The following is a 17,873-nucleotide window of genomic DNA, read 5'->3' as shown; positions in this document are numbered from 1 at the left end:
CCTCACGCGCGGTCCTGTCTGGTGGGCCGGCTGCCCCGACCGCCTCAGCCTCCCTCGCGGACCTGCGCCGCGGTCCGCAGCGTCTCGATCTCTCGCTCGAAGTCGGCCAGCGACTCGAACGACCGGTAGACGCTGGCAAAGCGGAGGTAGGCCACCTCGTCCAGGTCCCGCAGCGGCCCCAGGATGGCCAGCCCGACCTCATGGCTGGGAAGCTCGGCAGCGCCCTTAGCCCGTACGGTCTCCTCGACCTTCTGCGCCAGCAGGGCAATGGAGTCGTCGTCAACTGGACGGCCCTGGCACGCCTTGCGCACCCCGCCGATGATCTTCGTACGACTGAAGGGTTCGGTGACCCCGCTGCGTTTGACGACCGCGAGGACCGCCTCCTCCACCGTGGTGAACCGTTTGCCACACTCTGGGCAGGACCGCCGGCGCCGGATCAGCTGGCCGTCGTCGGCTTCCCGCGAGTCGACGACCCGGGAGTCGGGGTGCCGGCAATACGGACACCGCATGGAGCCCGACCTCCTTCATCGGCCATGGGCCGAACCGGGCCGCACCCGGACACGCGTCACCACGGCGGAGCCGTCCTTTCGACGGTCTTCGCCGTGCTGGCGGATGAAGTGCGGTCCGTAGTCGAACCCAACCTATAGGCAACTATTGCCCAATGACTACTACATCTAGGGGTCGACCGTATGCCGCCCGGGAACTGAGGTCAAGTTGGCGAGCCTGTCCGGCGCGTCACCAAGCGACCTGGCTCACCCCACCTACGTGGCCCGCCTGGCCGGTCCCAAACGCCACCGAGAACTCCAACCCTCCGCACCCCCGAATCGCTACGGGCTACTCCGGCCAACCATCCCGCAAGCCCAGAATTAGAACACAAGTACGATCCGTCGTACTATTTACCAGAACAGGAGTGCGACCCAGGCGAGAACCACCCCGACACGCCGGCCAAGGTCGTACAGATGTTTGAAGAAGGCTGATCTCGCCTATACGGTCAGGGACGACCGGCTCATGACGGGCTTCCGCCGCGAGCCAACACCACGAACGACGGGGCACCCAAGCGCCGACCAGGGAGGACGGACGTGACCGAGGAGCGGACCAACCGGCCGAAGAGCCCGCAGCAGATTACCGAGGCGGGCACGGCGAGCACCCGCCGTCGACGTGCCGCGCGGGGCCGCACCGGTTCGCCCGCTGTGCGCCCGGTCACCCCCGTCGTCAGCGCGTTCCCGGAACCGGAAACCGTTGAACTAACCGCTCGACAACGGCGAATCCTGGATTTCATTCGCACCTGGGTCGAGCGACACGGCTACCCGCCGAGCGTGCGCGAGATCGGCGAGGCGGTCGGGCTGGTGTCACCGTCCAGCGTTGCCTACCAGCTCAAAGAACTGGAGAAGAAGGGCTTTCTGCGCCGCGACCCAAACCGGCCGCGCGCGGTTGACGTCCGGCCCCCCGGCGATGCTCTCGATGATGAGGCGGCACTCGCACAGCGACCAGTCCCGGCCTATGTGCCGATGCTGGGCCGGATCGCTGCCGGTGGTCCGATCCTCGCCGAGCAGGCCATCGAAGACATCTTCCCGCTCCCCCGCGAGTTGGTCGGCGAGGGAGAGGTCTTCATGCTCCAGGTCAAGGGCGACTCGATGCTGGACGCGGCGATCTGCGACGGCGACTGGGTAGTCGTCCGGCAGCAACCCACCGCCGAATCCGGCGACATCGTGGCCGCCATGCTCGACGGCGAGGCGACGGTGAAGACCTACCGGCGGCGGGACGGACACGTCTGGCTGATGCCGCAGAACCCGGCCTTCGACCCGATCCTGGGCGACGACGCCACCATCATGGGGCGGGTCGTCACGGTGCTCCGACGGATCTGACCAGTGCCGGCCGCCGTAGCAGCGGCCGGACCGGTAGTGCCGGCCGCCGTAGCAGCGGCCGGACCGGTAACAGCGGCCGGATTAGTAGCGGCCCATGTAGTGGCTGGCCGGATCAGTAGCGGCCGCCGTAGTGGCCGCGTCCACCGCCCGACTCCGACACGGGCCCGCTGGGGCCGGATCCGGACTCGCGGCGCTGACCATCGCGCGGAGCCGCACCGCCGTCGCGGCGCGGTGGCTGGGCACGACCACCGCCGTACACGCCGCCACCGGCTTCCCCGCCATACACACCGCCGCCACGCCCCCCGCCGGCCGCGCGACCGCCACCGGCGCCCGCAGCGGGACGGGGCCCACCAGCACCATCGGCGGGCCGCCTGCCGTAGACACCAGCAGCGGGACTACCCCCCTCCGCCGGACGGCCACCGCCAAACCCACCTTGGTCGGTCGGGGCTACCGCCCGACCGGGCTCCCGGCGCACCCCGGCGGCCGGCGCACCGCCGTAAACAGCGCCGCGGGGACGCTCGGTGGGGCCGCGGGAACCGTTGTCATCGGCTGGCCTGCTGGCGCCCGTAGCCTCGGCCGGTCGCCGCCGGGCCCGCACGACGCCAGTCACGCCCGCCCCGACCAGTCCCACACCGAGCAGGCCCACGGCGGCGATAACCAGGTACGCGACCTCCTGCAGGGAGAGGCTGTCGAACCAGGAAGCCGCTGACTCCTCCGATCCGTCGGCGTTCGGGGCTGGCTCCGTCTTCGCCGTCGGCGCGTACGACAAGACGTCGACCGGCTCGCCGTCGTCGAGCTGGCCGGCGTCGGAGACGGTCAGAAAGGTCTTGCCGTCCGGGGTGTAGGTGATCGCCTCACCAAACGGATCCTCGAGCGGAGTCACCCGCGGTTCCGTCGTCGTCAGCGCCGTCACGAGGTCGCCGTCAACGACGTCGTACTCGAAGGCGTCCGCGTAGGTACGCAGCACCACCCGAGCGCCATCCGGGGAACGGGCAGCTCCGGTGATCGCCGTGCGTCCGAGCACCCCGAGCGGGTTCTCGGTCTCGGTCGTCGGTAGCTCCACCTCGCCGAGCTTCTTCATCTTGCCCGGTTCGGTGTCGCCGCTGGGTAGTTCCCCATCAACGGTGAAGATCTCGGCCTTGCCGGCGGCGACCTTGGTAATGATCACGGGGACGCCGTCATCGTCGATGACCAGAGCCTCGGCGTCCCGCGGCTCGTCGTCTGGGTACGCGAGGCGGTGCAGCGTCAGCCTTTCGTCACCGCTCACCGGCATGCTCCACACCGCCACCCGCTCCCGGCGGCTACTGCTGGTCACGTTGTCGCCGGTGTCGGCGACCCAGAGGGTCTTTCCGTCTGGCGACAACGCCAGATCCTCGGTGTCGAGGGGACCGCCGACGGAGTAGCGGACCGGATCCCCGGTGATCTCGCAGTCGGCGTCCAGGAAGAAGACCCGCCTGTGGCTCTCCACGTCGGTGCTGTCGTTGACCACGATGTAACCGGTCTCGGTGGCCACCAGCCCGGACAACTCTCGCAGCCGATCGTCGGTGACGGTGCAACGCTTCTGCCCCTCCGCCGCAGCCGGCGACGGCACCACGACCAGGACTACACCGATGGCTACCACGGCTGCCCCCAGCAGGCTGAGGGCACCCGTGATCAGGGCGAGAAAGCGACGCATCCACCTAGTGTCGCATGGCAGCGGATCATCACCGCCCACCCTGAACGGCTACGAACGCACCCCGGAGCCCACCGTCGCCGGCTCCGGACCGGTCACCTCGGTCGACTGGAAGGGCGCCAACTCGGCGGCGAGCGCCGCACCGACCCGGGCCTGCAGCAGGGTGCCCTCGGGCAGGTGCGCCGTACTGAGCACCTCGCCCTGCTGGTGCGCCCGGGCCACCAGGTCACCCCGCTCGTACGGCAGGACCGCGCGGACCTCCACGGCCGGACGGGGAAGCCGGGCCTCGACCGAGCGGCGCAGATCGTCAATGCCGTACCCGGAGTGCGCGGAGACAAGGACCGCCTCCGGCCAGAGTCGCTTGAGCCGGAGCAGGGTCTCCTCGCCAGCCGCGTCGACCTTGTTGACGACCAGCAGCTCCGGCAGCTGGTCGGCGCCCACCTCGGCGAGCACGGCACGGACGGCACGAACCTGCTCTTCCGGGTCCGGGTGCGTGCCGTCAACGACGTGTACTACCAGGTCGGCCTCCGCCACCTCCTCAAGGGTGGAGCGGAACGCCTCGACGATCTGGTGCGGCAGATGCCGGACGAAGCCCACCGTGTCGGAGAAGGTGAAGTGACGCCCGTCGGAGGTGATCGCCTTCCGGATCGTCGGGTCCAGCGTGGCGAAGAGGGCGTTCTCCACCAGCACGCCGGCCCCGGTCAGCTGGTTCAGCAGGCTGGACTTGCCGGCGTTCGTGTAGCCCGCAATGGCCACCGCCGGCACCTCGTTGCGATAGCGACGGGCACGCTTGGTCTGACGTACCGTGCGCATGGCTTTGATCTCCCGGCGCAGCCGGGCGATGCGATGCCGGATCCGCCGTCGATCGGTCTCCAACTTGGTTTCACCCGGGCCACGCAGGCCCACGCCGCCGCCGGCACCACCGCCGCGGCCGGATCCACCGCTCTGCCGGGAAAGGGTTTCACCCCAACCCCGCAGCCGGGGTAGCAGGTACTCCAGCTGGGCCAACTCGACCTGCGCCTTACCCTCCCGGCTCTTCGCGTGCTGCGCGAAGATATCCAGAATGAGGGCGGTGCGATCGACGACCTTCACCTTGGTGCGTTGCTCCAGGTTGCGCAGCTGGGACGGGGAGAGCTCCCCGTCGCAAATCACCGTGTCGGCGCCGCTGGAGAGCACGGCCGCCCCCAGGTCATCCACCTTGCCGCGGCCAACGTAGGTGGCCGGGTCGGGCCGTTGCCGGCGCTGGATCAGCCCCTCAAGCACCTGCGAGCCGGCCGTCTCGGCCAGCGCCGCCAGTTCCGTGAGGGAATTCTCGGCGTCCTGCTGCGAGCCCTCGGTCCATACCCCGACCAGGACGACCCGCTCCAGTCGGAGCTGGCGGTACTCAACCTCGGTGATGTCGGTCAGCTCGGTGGAGAGGCCGGGGACCCGCCGCAGCGCCTGCCGCTCCGACAGCTCGAATTCACCGGTGGTGGCGTCGAACTCGTCGCCCTCGTCGGGAAGGAAGGTCTCCTGCTCTCGCAAACCGCGCCTCCTGTCTGTTTGCTGCCGGCCGGCTGTTTGCCCGCCGTGCTGCCGGGAAATTGCGGCCGGCTCCTAGCAATCCTGACATGTGACAACGCCACCCGCATCGGCAATATGCCCGGGCTACCGGCTGGTAACGGGGTCGGATGCGGCGCGGTAGCCGGGGGCGAGTAGAAATGCGGGGCGAGTCGTTCAGCATCATCGGAAGGAACTGTGTGGCCACCACCCGACTGCCGAGTGCCGGATTCTCGATCACGGTCCGGGTCGCAGTAACCGCGGATGCCTCCTCCATCGGGCGGTTGACCACCACGGTCGGCGAGGCCGGGGCAATCGTCACCGCGCTCGACGTGGTCGACTCCGACCACACCCACGTCACCGTCGACCTGACCTGCGACACTGCCGACGCGAACCACGCCGACCAGGTGGTTGACGCGCTCACCGCGCTCGACGGGGTCAACGTGCGTAAGGTCTCCGACCGCACATTCCTGCTGCACCTCGGCGGCAAGATCGAGGTCAGCCCGAAGGTCGCGCTGCGCACCCGAGACGAGCTGTCCCGGGCGTACACCCCGGGGGTGGCCCGGGTCTGCCAGGCGATCGCGGAGAACCCGGCGGACGCGCGGCGCCTGACCATCAAACGCAATACGGTGGCGGTCGTCAGCGACGGCTCCGCCGTGCTCGGCCTGGGCAACCTGGGGCCAGCGGCATCGTTGCCGGTGATGGAGGGCAAGGCGGCACTGTTCAAGCGCTTCGGCGGGGTGGACGCCTGGCCCGTGGTGCTCGACACCCAGGACACCGACGAGATCGTGTCGATCGTCAAGGCGATCGCACCCGCGTACGGCGGGATCAACCTGGAGGACATCGCGGCGCCGCGCTGCTTCGAGATCGAGGCACAGCTGCGCGCGGCGCTGGACATTCCGGTCTTCCACGACGACCAACACGGCACCGCGATCTGCGTGCTGGCCGCGCTGACCAACGCGCTCCGCGTCGTCGGTAAGGAGCTGGCGCAGGTGCGGGTGGTGGTCTCCGGCGCGGGGGCCGCCGGCACCGCGATCATGAAGCTGCTGCTGCGCCAGGGCGTGGGCGACATCATCGCGTACGACCGGCAGGGTGCGCTGCACCGTGGCATGACCGGACTGAACCCGGCCTGGCAGTGGCTGGCCGAGCACACGAACCGGGATAGCTACTCCGGCGACCTGGCCGGGGCGGTACGGGACGCGGACGTCTTCATCGGCGTGAGCGCCCCCAACCTGCTCACCGGAGACGACATCGCCGCCATGGCCAAGGACGCGATCGTCTTCGCGCTGGCGAACCCGGACCCGGAGGTTGACCCGCGGGAGGCACGCAAGCACGCCGCCGTGGTCGCCACCGGCCGCTCCGACCAGCCCAACCAGATCAATAACGTGCTGGCCTTCCCCGGTGTCTTCCGGGGGATGCTGGACGCGCACGCCGAGGGCTTCACGGAGGAGATGGCGATCGCCGCGGCCCAGGCCATCGCCGATGTCGTCGGCGAGGAGAAGATCAACCCAACGGTCATCGTCCCCAGCGTCTTCGACTCCCGGGTGGCTCCGGCCGTCGCCGCGGCAGTCCGCGCCGCCGCGCAGAACCCGGCGACCACCCCACCGCCCGCCGCCGACCCGGGCCCGGCCGACCTGCCCGAGATCGCCGCCAACGCGAGCGCCACCCCCTAGGGTCCGCACCCACCGCACCCGGATCACCTCGACCAGCAGGTGGTCCGGGCGTAGTTTGGGCAGCACCACAGCTGGTAACCGCATCTCGCCGATCCTCGGCGACCGCAGATGGTGGGATACCAAGCGATGACCGGCACACTTTGGCGACGCCTGCTGGCTGAGTTCACCGGCACCGCCCTGCTGGTCACCGCCGTGGTCAGCTCCGGAATCATGGCCACCACCCTCGCCCCCGACGAGGTCGGCCTTCAGCTGCTGGCAAACTCGATCACCACCGCCTTCACCCTCGGCACGCTGATCCTGATCTTCGGACCGGTCTCCGGGGCCCACTTCAACCCGGTCGTCTCCGCCGCCGACTGGTTCCTCGGGCGGCGTGCCGGCACCGGTCTGACCGCCGGCTCCCTGGGTGCCTACGGAGCGGCCCAGATCCTCGGCGGGATCGCCGGTGCGGTGTTGGCACATCTGATGTTCGACCTCGCCGTGATCGACTTCGCCGGCCGGGAGCGGGCCGCCTGGCACCTCTGGGTCGGCGAGATTGTCGCCACCTCCGGGCTGGTCCTACTGATCTTCGCCCTCGCCCGGTCCGGGCGTGCCTCGGTCGCCCCGGCCGCCGTCGGCGCCTACATCGGGGCCGCCTCCTGGTTCACCTCGTCGACCTCCTTCGCCAATCCCGCGGTCACTATCGGCCGGGCGTTCTCCGACACCTTCGCTGGCATCGCCCCCACCTCGGTGCCCGGCTTCATCCTGGCCCAGTTGGCCGGACTCGCCCTCGGCGTCGTCCTGCTCATCGCCCTCTACCCCGACGCCGGCGCCGCGGCCGACCAGGTCGTCGTCCCCGCGGAGCCGGCAGCGACGGGAAGCCAAGCGCCACCGACCCGTCAAGCGGACCGCCGCCGCTGCACGGTCAGCCCGCCGCCCAGCTCACACCAGATCGACGAGGAGCACCTCGGGGCTGCTTCCTCCGAATCCACCGCGGCCGACAAACCCACTGTGCTGTTTGTCTGCCGCCACGACGCTGGCGGCTCGCAGCTGGCCGCCGGTTGGCTACGCCGGCTCGCCGGCGACACCGTCGAGGTGCGCTCCGCCGGCTCCGCCCCCGCCCACCAGGTCGACCCCGCCGCCGCGGTCGCCATGTGGGAGGTCGGCATCGACATCACCGATCAGGTGCCGACGCTACTGCGGCCCGCGACCGTGGCGTCCGCTGACGTCATCATCACCATCGGATGCCGCAGTGATCTTCCCGACTTTCCAGCCGGGCGCCACGAGAATTGGGATCTCAACGACCCCGCCGGCTTGGGCGTCGAGGCGATCCGCCCGATCCGTGATGAGATCCGATACCGGGTGGAGCAACTCCTCGCGGAGCTACGCCACACCGGGTAACGGCCCATAGCGGTAGTTCGTGGGCCGACGCTCACGGCCATGGCGTCTGGCGCACCACTCAACCACCCGCCCGAACGGGTCGGGCCACGCCGGGTGGTCAGACCAGCGCCCCGACCGCAACCTCGCCGCTCGCCACCAGTACGGCGGGCCCCGCCAACCAGCAGCCCTGGGCGGTCTGGGTCACCACCAGACGACCGCCGGGCACATCCACGGCGACCACACCGGTGTCCCGGCCCGTGTCCCGCAGGACGACCGCGGCTACCGCACACGCACCGGTGCCGCAGGAGCGGGTCTCCGCGCTACCCCGCTCGTAGACCCGCATCCGAACGTGGCCATCGGTGCCCTCCGTCGGGTCCCCGAGGGTGATGAACTCGACATTGACCCCGGCCGGGAAGATCACCGGGTCGAACTCAGGGGCCCGGGACAGGTCGAGAGCCGCCAGCTCCAGCCCAGCCGGCACCGGGCAGACCAGGTGCGGGTTGCCGACATCAACCGCCGTGCCGGGCAGGGCCAGCCCGCCGAGCACTGCGAACGACGTGCCGGCCAACTGGGGCCGCCGCATCTCGACCGCCAGTTCCTCCCCCTCGACCCGCGCCCACACCAGGCCGGCCCGGGTGGCCACCGGCAGCGCCGCGTCCGACGGCACAGCCAGCCCGGTCTCCAGCAGGTAGCGGACGAAGACCCGGGCGCCGTTGCCACACATCTCGGCCACGGAGCCGTCGGAGTTCCAGTAGTCCATGAACCATTCGGCCGCACCGGCGAGGGCCACCCCGGCGGGGTGCCGCGCTGCACGGACCACCCGCAGCACGCCATCCCCACCGACCCCCTGCCGCCGGTCGCACAAGGCCGCGACCAAGTCCGGGGTCAGCTCGAGGGTGCCGTCGGGATCGGGCAGGATCACGAAGTCATTGCCGGTGCCATGCCCCTTGGTGAACTCCACGGCCCCATCATCGCGCAGCGGGCCGGACCACTCGCAGCGCCTCTGCCACCAGCCCGGCTCCGGCCGAATCGAGCCAGGTGATCCGCGGATCCCGGCGGAACCAGGACCGCTGGCGACGGACAAACCGGCGGGTGGCGCGGATCGTCTCCTGGTACGCCTCGGCCTCGGTCAGCTCTCCGGCCAGGAACCGCAGGACCTGCTGGTAGCCGAGGGCACGGCTGGCCGTACGCCCGGCGGCCAAACCCTGGTCGGCCAGCACCCGGGTCTCGGCGACCAGGCCGTCGGCCCACATCCGGTCCACCCGCAGCGCGATCCGCTCGTCGAGCTGAGTGGTGTCCAGGTCAACACCGACCTGGACCGACCGGTAGTACGGTCTGGGGTCGGGCAGCGCGGCGGCGAAGGGCGCGCCGGTCAGCTCGATCACCTCCAACGCCCGGACGATCCGCCGACCGTTGCCCGGCAGAATGTTCGCCGCCGCGTCCGGGTCAACCGCGCGCAGTCGCTCATGCAGGGCGGCCGGGCCGGCCTGCGCCAGCTCCGCCTCCAACCGTTGCCGGAGCACCGGATCAGTGCCGGGGAACTCGAAGCGTTCCAGCACGGCGCGAAGGTAGAGGCCCGAACCGCCGACCAGCAGCGGCACCCGCCCCCGGGCCAGGATGTCGTCAATCGCCGCGCGGGCGAGCCGCTGGTACTCGGCGACGCTGGCCGGCTCGGTCACCGGCCAGATGTCCAGCAGGTGGTGCGGCACGCCCGCACGCTCGCCGATGGTCAGCTTGGCGGTGCCGATATCCATGCCCCGGTAGAGCTGCATCGAGTCGGCATTGACCACCTCGCCGTCGAGGGCATGGGCGAGGGCGATGCTCAACGCCGACTTGCCGGCCGCGGTCGGACCGACCACGCCCACCACCGTGCCCGCCACCGGCGGGTCACCGTCAGCCGGCACCCCGTCCGCCGCCAGAGGGGCACCGTCAGCCGCGCCGGCGGCCACCTCCGGGCGGGCGCCCTCAGCCGGCACCACGGCCTCCTCCGGGCGAGCGCCCTCAGCCACGCCGGCGGCGCTCACCGGGCCGCTCCCGACGGCGCCCAGGAAGCGACGAGGTAGGTCACGCCGTAGGGGGCCGCGGCGTAGGCCAGCTCACCACGCCAAGCACCCCCAGCCGCCCGAACCGCGCCGGCCAGGACCTGCCAGGGCGCGCGGCCAGTGGCCTTCAGCCCCGCCGACAGCTCCGCGTCCAACGCACCGAGGGCACGGGTGTCCGCATCGGCCAGTGCCCGCGTCACCGCCTGGTCGAACGGCTCGGCGCGCGGATCGTCATAGCCGGGCGACCGCTCCACCCGGCAGGCCGACCCATCACCTAGGACGAGCAGTCCGAGCCGAGTGGACGTACCGCCCTCCGACGCGTTCCCGGTCACTGAACCGAGTAGGCCCGCGTTGAGCAGGTCCGGATCGAACAGGCCCGCGTGGAACAGGTCCGGATCGAACAGGTCTGGGTTGAGCAGGCCCGCGCCGAGGGTGGCGCAGCGGGCGGCGGGCTCGTCGGCGGCGACCGCCATCGCGGAACGGGGCAGCGCCGTGCCGGCGCGACCGAGTAGCCACGCCCCGATCGTCACACTCAGCGGCAGGCGCGCCGGCCCGACCGCAGCGTTGTCGGCACGGTCCGCGGCGTTGGTCGGCGACAGCGGCACCCGCCGGTGGATCCCGTACCGATGGAACGAGCCTTGCTCCGCGGCGCTGAAGGTCATAGTCGACGGCCCGCACCCGATCACCACGATCCGGTCCGGCTCGGCGGCGAGCAGTCGGGCCACGGCCACATCGCAAGCGGTACGCAGCTCGTCCAACTCGGTGGACGCGGCGCCCGCCACCTCGGGAACGAGCAGCGGCGGGTGCGGACAGACGGCGGCGGCGACCAGGGGCACGAGGGCCACGGTAGCGGCTGGTCCGGAGGCACCGCCGCGCGCCTTCCCGCGGCCGAACATCGGAATTCCGGCTACCGACGAGTACACCCAAATGGAGGTTCCGACACTCGCCCCATGCGGCCCACCGGGGCGCTAGGACACCGTATGGTCACGGTCGGCGATAGGCGCTCGACGGAGGCGGGGGCGCACCTGTGACAATGCCGTGGAGAACGTTGGGCTGCGCCGTGGCGGCGCGCGGGACTGACCCGTGACGCCGGGAGAACGAGGATGGGCAACATGAGCGACTGGACTGCCTTCGGACGGGTGGACGCAGACGGCACCGTCTACGTGAAAACCGCTGAGGGCGAGCGGGTAGTCGGTTCCTGGCAGGCGGGTGCACCAGAGGAGGGGCTGGCGCACTTCGCCCGCCGGTTCGCCGATCTGATCACCGAGGTGGAGCTGACCGAGGCCAGACTCAACTCGGGCGCGGCTGATGCGAACCACTCGCTCAGCACAATCCGCCGACTGCGCGCCTCGCTGGCCGAGGCGCACGTCGTCGGCGACATCGACGGCCTCGCCAACCGGTTGGACCGGCTCGCCACCCTCGCGGAGGAGAAGGCCACCGAGGCTCGGGCCGCCCGCGACGCCGCCCGCAGCGAAGCCCTCGCCCGCAAGACCGCGCTGGTTGAGGAGGCAGAGAAGCTGGCCGCCGAATCGACCGGCTGGAAGACCGCCGGCGACCGGCTCAAGGAGATCCTCGGGGAGTGGAAGTCGATCCGCGGGGTGGACCGGAAGACCGACGGTGAGCTGTGGAAGCGGTTCGCGGCGGCCCGGGACGGCTTCACCCGCCGCCGGGGCGCCCACTTCGCCTCGCTGGACGCGCAGCGGAAGCAGGCGCAGACGATCAAGGAGGAGTTGGTCGTCGAGGCCGAGAAGCTTCAGGATTCGACCGAGTGGGCCCACACTGCCGGCCAGCTCAAGGAGCTGATGAACCAGTGGCGCGTCGCGCCCCGAGCCTCGAAGGAGGCCGAGCAGCGGCTCTGGGAGAAGTTCCGGGCCGCGCAGGACGCGTTCTTCACCCGGCGCAGCGAGGTCTTCTCCGCCCGGGACAACGAGCAGCGCGCCAACCTGGAGCGCAAGCAGGCGCTCCTGGCGGAGGCCGAGGCCCTGGATGTCGACGGCGACCCGAAGGGCGCGCAGGCGAAGCTCCGGGAGATCCAGGCGCAGTGGCACGAGGCTGGGCGGGTGCCCCGGGAGGCCGCGGGGGGCCTGGAGCGTCGACTGCGCGCGGTCGACGACAAGGTCCGCGAGGTGATGGACTCCGCGTGGCGACGCACCTCCCCCCAGGACAACCCCCTGCTTGCGCAGATGCGGGCGCAGGTCGCCGAGGCCGAGGAGCGGCTGGCCCGGGCGAAGGCCGCCGGGGACGCCCGGCGGGTCCGCGACGCCGAGCAGGCCCTCGGTTCCAAGCGTCAGTTCCTCAGCCTGGCCGAGCAGTCCAGCTGATCCGTTAGGCCGCCCCGGGGCCCCGGTTCCTCGTGAACCGGGGCCCCGACGTGTTCAGCCCCGCGTTGCGGCAGGCTCAGGGGTCAACCGCACAGCGTCAGCCCCGATGTCAGCAGGGGCAGGCCGACGAGGCCGCGGGGGGCGTCGGCGGCGGAGCGCCGACCGTGGGCAGCCCGAGCGACACCCCGGCGGTACGGGGTCGGTGCCCCGCCTCGGCCGCGTCGCCGGCCCGGGTGCGCCGGTGTGCCAGCGGCTCACCGTCAGCGTTGAGGTGGTGTGGGGCGGCGTAGGTGACGACGGTCTGCACGATGTCCCCTGGACGGATCTGCCCGGCGAGGCTGCCGGCGTCGAAGTGCACCAGTCGGCCGTCGCGGGCCCGCCCGGACAGCCGGCCGGTGCGCTCGTCCTTGCGCCCCTCGCCGACGGCCACCAGCACCTCCACGGTCTTCCCCAGCAGCCGCCGGTTCTCCGCCCAGGTGATCTCCTCGACGCAGTCGATCAGCCGCTCGTAGCGCTCCTGCACCACCGCTTTCGGTAGCTGGTCGGCCATGGTCGCGGCGGGGGTACCGGGGCGCTTGGAGTACTGGAAGGTGAATGCCGAGGAGAACCGCGCCGCGCGGACCACATCGAGGGTGCGTTCGAAGTCGGCCTCGGTCTCGCCGGGGAAGCCGACGATGATGTCCGTGGTGATCGCCGCGTCCGGCATCGCCGCCCGCACCTTCTCGATGATGCCCAGGAACCGCTCCGACCGGTACGAGCGTCGCATGGCCCGCAGCACGTCGTCGGAGCCGGACTGCAGCGGCATGTGCAGCGAGGGGCAGACGTTCGGTGTCTCGGCCATCGCGGCGATCACGTCGTCGGTGAAGTCCTTCGGGTGCGGGCTGGTGAACCGCACCCGCTCCAGACCGTCGATGTCGCCGCAGGCGCGCAGCAGCTTACCGAAGGCGTACCGGTCGCCGAACTCGATGCCGTAGGAGTTGACGTTCTGCCCGAGCAGGGTCACCTCCAACACACCCTCGTCGACCAGGGCGCGCACTTCGGAGAGGATGTCGCCGGGGCGGCGGTCCTTTTCCTTGCCGCGCAGCGCCGGCACGATGCAGAACGTGCAGGTGTTGTTACAGCCCACTGAGATCGACACCCAGCCGGCGTAGGTTGACTCCCGCCGGGTCGGCAGGGTGCTCGGGAAGACCTCGAGGGACTCCAGGATCTCCACCTCGGCGGCGGCGTTGTGCCGGGCCCGCTCCAGCAGCACCGGCAGCGACCCGATGTTGTGCGTGCCGAAGACCACGTCCACCCAGGGCGCCCGGCGGACGATCTCGCTGCGGTCCTTCTGCGCCAGGCAGCCGCCCACCGCGATCTGCATCTCCGGGTGCTGGTCCTTGCGGGGACGCAGCTGACCGAGGTTGCCGTAGAGCCGGTTGTCGGCGTTCTCCCGCACGGCGCAGGTGTTGAAGACAACCACGTCCGGGCTGTCGTCGGCGGCCCCGGCCCGCAGGTAGCCGGCCTGCTCGAGGAGGCCGGAGATGCGCTCGGAGTCGTGCACGTTCATCTGGCAGCCGTAGGTGCGCACCTGGTAGGTGCGGGGGCTGCTCGCCGCTGCGGTAGTCATGACCACGACAGCCTATCCGGGCTGACCGGATGGATCGGAATCGAGCTACCACCTCACAGCTCGGGCAGAATCCCGGCCACCTGTTCGAGCACCTCCATGCTCGTTTCGAAGGGCGCCAGCCCAGGGAACGGCACGACCAGGTCGGTGATTCCCACCCGGCGGTACGTGTCGACGGTCTCCCGAAACACGTCCAGGGAGGCGAGTGCCGGCGGCTCCCGGTTCACGTACATCAACAGCCGACGCAGGGTTGCCGGGTCACGATCGGCAGCATCGCAGATGTTGACCAGCTGACGTACCTGTCCCGCGACGTCGTCGGGTCGGGCCACCGGGGCAACGACCCCGTTGCGCGGGGACCGGCCATTGGTCACCCAGATCTCGCCGTGACGCGCGGCGAGGGCCATGCCCCGGGGACCGTAGGCGGCGATCGCCAGCGGTATGGGTACGGGCGGGGTGTCCACCGGCATGATGGGTGCCTGCCGCGCCCGGTAGTACTTGCCGTCGGCATCGGTGACGGGGTTGGACAGCAGCCTGGCCATCAACTCCACGAACTCGGCGAACCGCTCGGCGCGTTCGTTGGCGGTCCACTCCTGCTCCTGGCCGAGGCTGATCGCGTCGATTCCACTCCCACCGGCACCGATGCCGAGGATGAAGCGCCCGCCGCTGAGGTCGTTGAGGGTGACGACCTCCTTGGCGTACGGCACTGGGTGGCGGAGGTTCGGCGACGAGACGAGAGTGCCGAACTGGATCCGACGGGTGACGACCGCCCCGGCGGCCAGTGTCGGGACGGCCGAATACCACTCTTTCCCGACCCTGTCCTGCCAGGCGATGTGATCGTTCGTCCAGGCATGCGCGAACCCCATCTCGTCCACGGTTCGCCACATCTCCTGAGCCTGCGTCCAGGAAGCGGACGGCAGAATGAGCACTCCAACCCGCATGATCAACCACCGGACCGGAAGGTCCTCGACGTCCGGGCCGGCGCCGTCAAGCTGGCCCACCGGCTCAGCTGGGCCTGACCGGTACGGCTCGCGAGCTGCGGTAGCTGCACGAAGCCAGCCTAGCGATGTGTCCCACCTCCGTGGGTAGGCAATCCAAAGACGGCGATCGCATAAGGCCCGCACCTACCGACCATCAGGACCTGACCAACCTACTGCGCCGACATTTCGATCATGGTCGCTGGTGCCGGCTGGCGCACGTCGATGGTTAACGATCCGAATGGCGCCCGGACACTTCGCTCTTCGCGCAGGTCAGGCTGCGGCGAGGGCGGGCAGCACCGAGTCGGGGGCCCAACGGGAGCGGTGGCACCGGGACCAACCGCGACAGCCAGGGTTGGCTTCGGTGCAGAGTCGTTGGTGGCTGAGCACCTCGCCGTCGTCGGTCTCCCGGACGTCGAAGTGCACCGGGCGGATCGTCCCGTCCGGGGCCACCAGCAGGTGCCGGGTCTCGTCGAGGGTGTCGTCGCGCAGCACGCAGTTGCGGTTCAGCAGGCGAGCCAGGGTCGCGATGCTGGGCAACTCGGCCAGGGTGTCCGGCACGCCGTAGCAGTCGACGATGGTGGCGAACTCTCCCGGCGCCTGCCAGATGTCGCAGACCACGGCGTATCTCGGCAGGCGCGCCGGGTCGGCGACGGCCAGCGGCATCACCACCCGGCCAAGCGCCTCGGCCAGCGCCGGCCAGACCTCGGCCGGCCGTACCTGGTCAATTCTCCAGTTCCACAGCTCGGTCATGCCGCCTCCTCGCTGCGATCGTCTCACCGGCCCCGGATCGGGCCTTACTGACGATGGTGGGGGGCATTTAGCCCCAGCCGGGGGCAAGTTACCGGTCTGTGACCATTCCGGGCAAAATTCCCTCGAGTGATGGTGCGGTAACCAGCGGGAAGATGACACTTTATCGGGTATAGGGCGGCCCTCCGCCGTACGACACGGAGTAAACCCGACCCCGTGAGGCCCACCGAGCGGCCAGAAAGCCGCCTCCCCAGCTCATCGCGGAATGGTGTTACTGCTCCGTGACCATCTGAGCCACCCCACGCCACATCTCCCCGCCTAGAGTTTGCCAACCGGAGGTCAATCGGCCTCCCACCCGTGACGACAGGGACGGTGGACGACGTGACGACGAGCGAACCGCTCATCGTGCTGGAATCGGTCAACAAGTGGTTCGGGCCGCTGCACGTACTGGACAACGTCTCGCTGTCGGTCGGGCGCGGCGAGGTCGTCGTGGTGATCGGACCGTCCGGCTCCGGCAAGTCGACGCTCTGCCGCACCATCAACCGGCTGGAGCCGATCACCTCCGGCAGCATCACCTTCGACGGTCAGCCGCTGCCGGCCGAGGGCCGCGCCCTGGCCAAGCTGCGCAGCGAGGTCGGGATGGTGTTCCAGTCGTTCAACCTCTTCGCGCACAAGACCATCCTGCAGAACGTGACCCTCGGGCCGATCAAGGTCCGCCGGGAGAAGCCGGCGGCGGCCCGCGAACGCGGCTTGGCCCTGCTGGACCGGGTCGGCATCGCCAACCAGGCCGACAAGTTCCCGGCCCAGCTCTCCGGCGGTCAGCAGCAGCGGGTGGCGATCGCCCGGGCGTTGGCGATGCAGCCCAAGGCGATGCTCTTCGACGAGCCGACCAGCGCCCTGGACCCGGAGATGGTCGGCGAGGTGCTGGACGTGATGACCTCCCTGGCCCGCGAGGGCATGACGATGGTCGTGGTCACCCACGAGATGGGCTTCGCCCGCCACGCGGCCAACCGGGTGGTCTTCATGGCCGACGGCCAACTCGTCGAAGACGCACCCCCGACGGAGTTCTTCGCCAACCCGCGCAGCGAGCGGGCCAAGGACTTCCTTTCCAAGATCCTCACGCACTAGGCGTCCGTTGTGGGCGTGCCGCCCCCGGCCCGCCCCGTCGAAAAGGAGACAGATATGCGTACCAAGCGCGCGGCGGTGCTCACCGCGGTCGCCGCACTGGCACTCGGCCTGACCGCATGTGGTGACGACGCTGGCGAGGAGACCGGCAGCGGCGGCAGCGACAAGTCCTTCGCCGCCGGCAGCACCATGGAGCGCCTGAACGAGGCCCAGGCGATCACCATCGGCACCAAGTTCGACCAGCCGGGCTTCGGCCTCAAGGGCCTGTCCGGCCAGCCGGAAGGCTTCGACGTCGAGATCGCGAAGATCATCGCCTCGGAGCTGGGTATCCCCGAGGACAAGATCGAGTGGGTCGAGGCCCCCTCGAAGGTTCGTGAGGACGTGATCGTCAACGAGACCGTCGACCTTGTCGCCGCGACCTACACGATCAACCCCAAGCGCAAGGAGCGCATCGCCTTCGCCGGGCCGTACTACGAGGCCGGCCAGAACATCATGGTGAAGAAGGACGACACCTCGATCACCGGGCCGGACTCGTTCTCCGACGGCACCAAGAAGGTCTGCTCGGTAACCGGATCGACTCCGGCCGAGGAGATCAAGCAGTACGTCAAGGACGTCGGCTCCCAGCTAGTCCTCTTCGACACGTACGACAAGTGCCGCGACGCGCTCCAGGGCGGCCAGGTCGACGCGGTCACCACGGACAACGTGATCCTGCTCGGCTACATCGCCAAGGACGAGGAATCCTTCAAGCTGGCCGGCGAGAACTTCACCAAGGAGCCCTACGGCATCGGGGTGCAGAAGGACGACACCGAGTTCCGCGACTTCGTCAACGACGTGCTGGAAGCGGCGTTCGCCGACGGCAGCTGGCAGCAGGCCTGGGACGACACCGCCGGCACGTTCGGTGCCGAGCTCGGCACGCCGCCGACCATCGACCGCTACTGAGCTGACCCGGG

Annotated in this window: 15 protein-coding genes; 6 read left to right on the top strand and 9 right to left on the bottom strand. The window is 70.2% G+C overall.

The window, feature by feature from the left end; genetic code table 11:
* Nucleotides 1-44: 44 nt before the first annotated feature.
* Nucleotides 45-509, bottom strand: coding sequence for a transcriptional regulator NrdR (gene nrdR / locus B116_RS0111670; RefSeq protein WP_018724097.1), 465 nt, complete (start codon nt 507-509; stop codon nt 45-47).
* A gap of 570 nt (nt 510-1,079) precedes the next feature.
* On the opposite strand from nrdR, the gene lexA reads away from it, so the two are divergent.
* Nucleotides 1,080-1,865: a transcriptional repressor LexA gene (lexA, locus tag B116_RS0111665; protein ID WP_027660196.1), complete on the top strand. Its 786-nt coding sequence runs from the start codon at nt 1,080-1,082 to the stop codon at nt 1,863-1,865.
* 112 nt (nt 1,866-1,977) lie between these two features.
* Here the strand turns inward: lexA and B116_RS0111660 are convergent, their stop codons facing one another.
* Nucleotides 1,978-3,540 carry an SMP-30/gluconolactonase/LRE family protein gene (locus B116_RS0111660; protein WP_027660195.1) on the bottom strand — a complete coding sequence of 521 codons (1,563 nt, stop codon included), beginning with the start codon at nt 3,538-3,540 and terminating at the stop codon, nt 1,978-1,980.
* Nucleotides 3,541-3,588: 48 nt separating this feature from the next.
* On the bottom strand, nt 3,589-5,061 hold the full coding sequence (hflX, locus tag B116_RS0111655; RefSeq protein WP_027660194.1) for a GTPase HflX: 1,473 nt from the start codon (nt 5,059-5,061) through the stop codon (nt 3,589-3,591).
* A gap of 176 nt (nt 5,062-5,237) precedes the next feature.
* Here hflX and B116_RS0111650 point away from each other — a divergent pair, with 176 nt between their 5' ends.
* Nucleotides 5,238-6,749 carry an NAD-dependent malic enzyme gene (locus B116_RS0111650; protein ID WP_027660193.1) on the top strand — a complete coding sequence of 504 codons (1,512 nt, stop codon included), beginning with the start codon at nt 5,238-5,240 and terminating at the stop codon, nt 6,747-6,749.
* Between the two features lie 126 nt (nt 6,750-6,875).
* A complete protein-coding gene (locus tag B116_RS0111645; protein ID WP_018724102.1) occupies nt 6,876-8,126 on the top strand; it encodes a phosphatase in 1,251 nt (416 codons plus the stop codon).
* Between the two features lie 97 nt (nt 8,127-8,223).
* On the opposite strand, the gene dapF is transcribed toward B116_RS0111645, so the two are convergent.
* From dapF to B116_RS0111630, 3 genes are read right to left on the bottom strand one after another with little or no spacing between them, the layout of a single operon-like run.
* A complete protein-coding gene (gene dapF, locus B116_RS0111640; RefSeq protein ID WP_027660192.1) occupies nt 8,224-9,066 on the bottom strand; it encodes a diaminopimelate epimerase in 843 nt (280 codons plus the stop codon).
* Nucleotides 9,067-9,073: 7 nt separating this feature from the next.
* Complete coding sequence (miaA, locus tag B116_RS0111635; protein WP_027660191.1) at nt 9,074-10,153, bottom strand: tRNA (adenosine(37)-N6)-dimethylallyltransferase MiaA; 1,080 nt, start codon at nt 10,151-10,153, stop codon at nt 9,074-9,076.
* Nucleotides 10,126-10,992 carry a class III extradiol dioxygenase subunit B-like domain-containing protein gene (locus B116_RS0111630; RefSeq protein ID WP_027660190.1) on the bottom strand — a complete coding sequence of 289 codons (867 nt, stop codon included), beginning with the start codon at nt 10,990-10,992 and terminating at the stop codon, nt 10,126-10,128. The genes miaA and B116_RS0111630 overlap by 28 nt, the downstream gene beginning before the upstream one ends.
* Nucleotides 10,993-11,259: 267 nt before the next feature.
* Here B116_RS0111630 and B116_RS0111625 point away from each other — a divergent pair, with 267 nt between their 5' ends.
* Nucleotides 11,260-12,468: a DUF349 domain-containing protein gene (locus B116_RS0111625; RefSeq protein WP_026322054.1), complete on the top strand. Its 1,209-nt coding sequence runs from the start codon at nt 11,260-11,262 to the stop codon at nt 12,466-12,468.
* A 109-nt stretch (nt 12,469-12,577) separates the two neighbouring features.
* On the opposite strand, the gene miaB is transcribed toward B116_RS0111625, so the two are convergent.
* The 3 genes from miaB to B116_RS0111610 all read right to left on the bottom strand — a co-directional run bounded on the left by miaB (nt 12,578) and on the right by B116_RS0111610 (nt 15,801).
* Nucleotides 12,578-14,077, bottom strand: coding sequence for a tRNA (N6-isopentenyl adenosine(37)-C2)-methylthiotransferase MiaB (gene miaB / locus B116_RS0111620; RefSeq protein WP_033667589.1), 1,500 nt, complete (start codon nt 14,075-14,077; stop codon nt 12,578-12,580).
* 53 nt (nt 14,078-14,130) lie between these two features.
* Nucleotides 14,131-15,012: an LLM class flavin-dependent oxidoreductase gene (locus B116_RS0111615; RefSeq protein ID WP_027660188.1), complete on the bottom strand. Its 882-nt coding sequence runs from the start codon at nt 15,010-15,012 to the stop codon at nt 14,131-14,133.
* Between the two features lie 309 nt (nt 15,013-15,321).
* Nucleotides 15,322-15,801 carry a hypothetical protein gene (locus B116_RS0111610; protein WP_027660187.1) on the bottom strand — a complete coding sequence of 160 codons (480 nt, stop codon included), beginning with the start codon at nt 15,799-15,801 and terminating at the stop codon, nt 15,322-15,324.
* Nucleotides 15,802-16,170: 369 nt separating this feature from the next.
* Here B116_RS0111610 and B116_RS0111605 point away from each other — a divergent pair, with 369 nt between their 5' ends.
* Nucleotides 16,171-16,926 (top strand): amino acid ABC transporter ATP-binding protein, encoded by a 756-nt coding sequence (locus B116_RS0111605; RefSeq protein ID WP_027660186.1) that lies wholly within the window; start codon nt 16,171-16,173, stop codon nt 16,924-16,926.
* A 54-nt stretch (nt 16,927-16,980) separates the two neighbouring features.
* Nucleotides 16,981-17,862, top strand: coding sequence for a glutamate ABC transporter substrate-binding protein (locus tag B116_RS0111600; RefSeq protein WP_018724111.1), 882 nt, complete (start codon nt 16,981-16,983; stop codon nt 17,860-17,862).
* Nucleotides 17,863-17,873: the final 11 nt, after the last annotated feature.

This window comes from Salinispora fenicalii (genome assembly GCF_000514815.1).
GTDB lineage: Bacteria > Actinomycetota > Actinomycetes > Mycobacteriales > Micromonosporaceae > Micromonospora > Micromonospora fenicalii.
Note: the sequence above shows the minus strand (reverse complement) of the source record. Positions and strands in the feature narration are given on the sequence as shown.

Bases quoted from the DNA above. Each gene is read 5' to 3' on its own strand.
- nrdR (WP_018724097.1), bottom strand. From the start codon at position 509: ATGCGGTGTCCGTATTGCCGGCACCCCGACTCCCGGGTCGTCGACTCG.
- B116_RS0111660 (WP_027660195.1), bottom strand. From the start codon at position 3,540: ATGCGTCGCTTTCTCGCCCTGATCACGGGTGCCCTCAGCCTGCTGGGG.
- B116_RS0111650 (WP_027660193.1), top strand. From the start codon at position 5,238: ATGCGGGGCGAGTCGTTCAGCATCATCGGAAGGAACTGTGTGGCCACC.
- B116_RS0111645 (WP_018724102.1), top strand. From the start codon at position 6,876: ATGACCGGCACACTTTGGCGACGCCTGCTGGCTGAGTTCACCGGCACC.
- B116_RS0111625 (WP_026322054.1), top strand. From the start codon at position 11,260: ATGAGCGACTGGACTGCCTTCGGACGGGTGGACGCAGACGGCACCGTC.
- miaB (WP_033667589.1), bottom strand. From the start codon at position 14,077: ATGACTACCGCAGCGGCGAGCAGCCCCCGCACCTACCAGGTGCGCACC.
- B116_RS0111615 (WP_027660188.1), bottom strand. From the start codon at position 15,012: ATGCGGGTTGGAGTGCTCATTCTGCCGTCCGCTTCCTGGACGCAGGCT.
- B116_RS0111610 (WP_027660187.1), bottom strand. From the start codon at position 15,801: ATGACCGAGCTGTGGAACTGGAGAATTGACCAGGTACGGCCGGCCGAG.
- B116_RS0111600 (WP_018724111.1), top strand. From the start codon at position 16,981: ATGCGTACCAAGCGCGCGGCGGTGCTCACCGCGGTCGCCGCACTGGCA.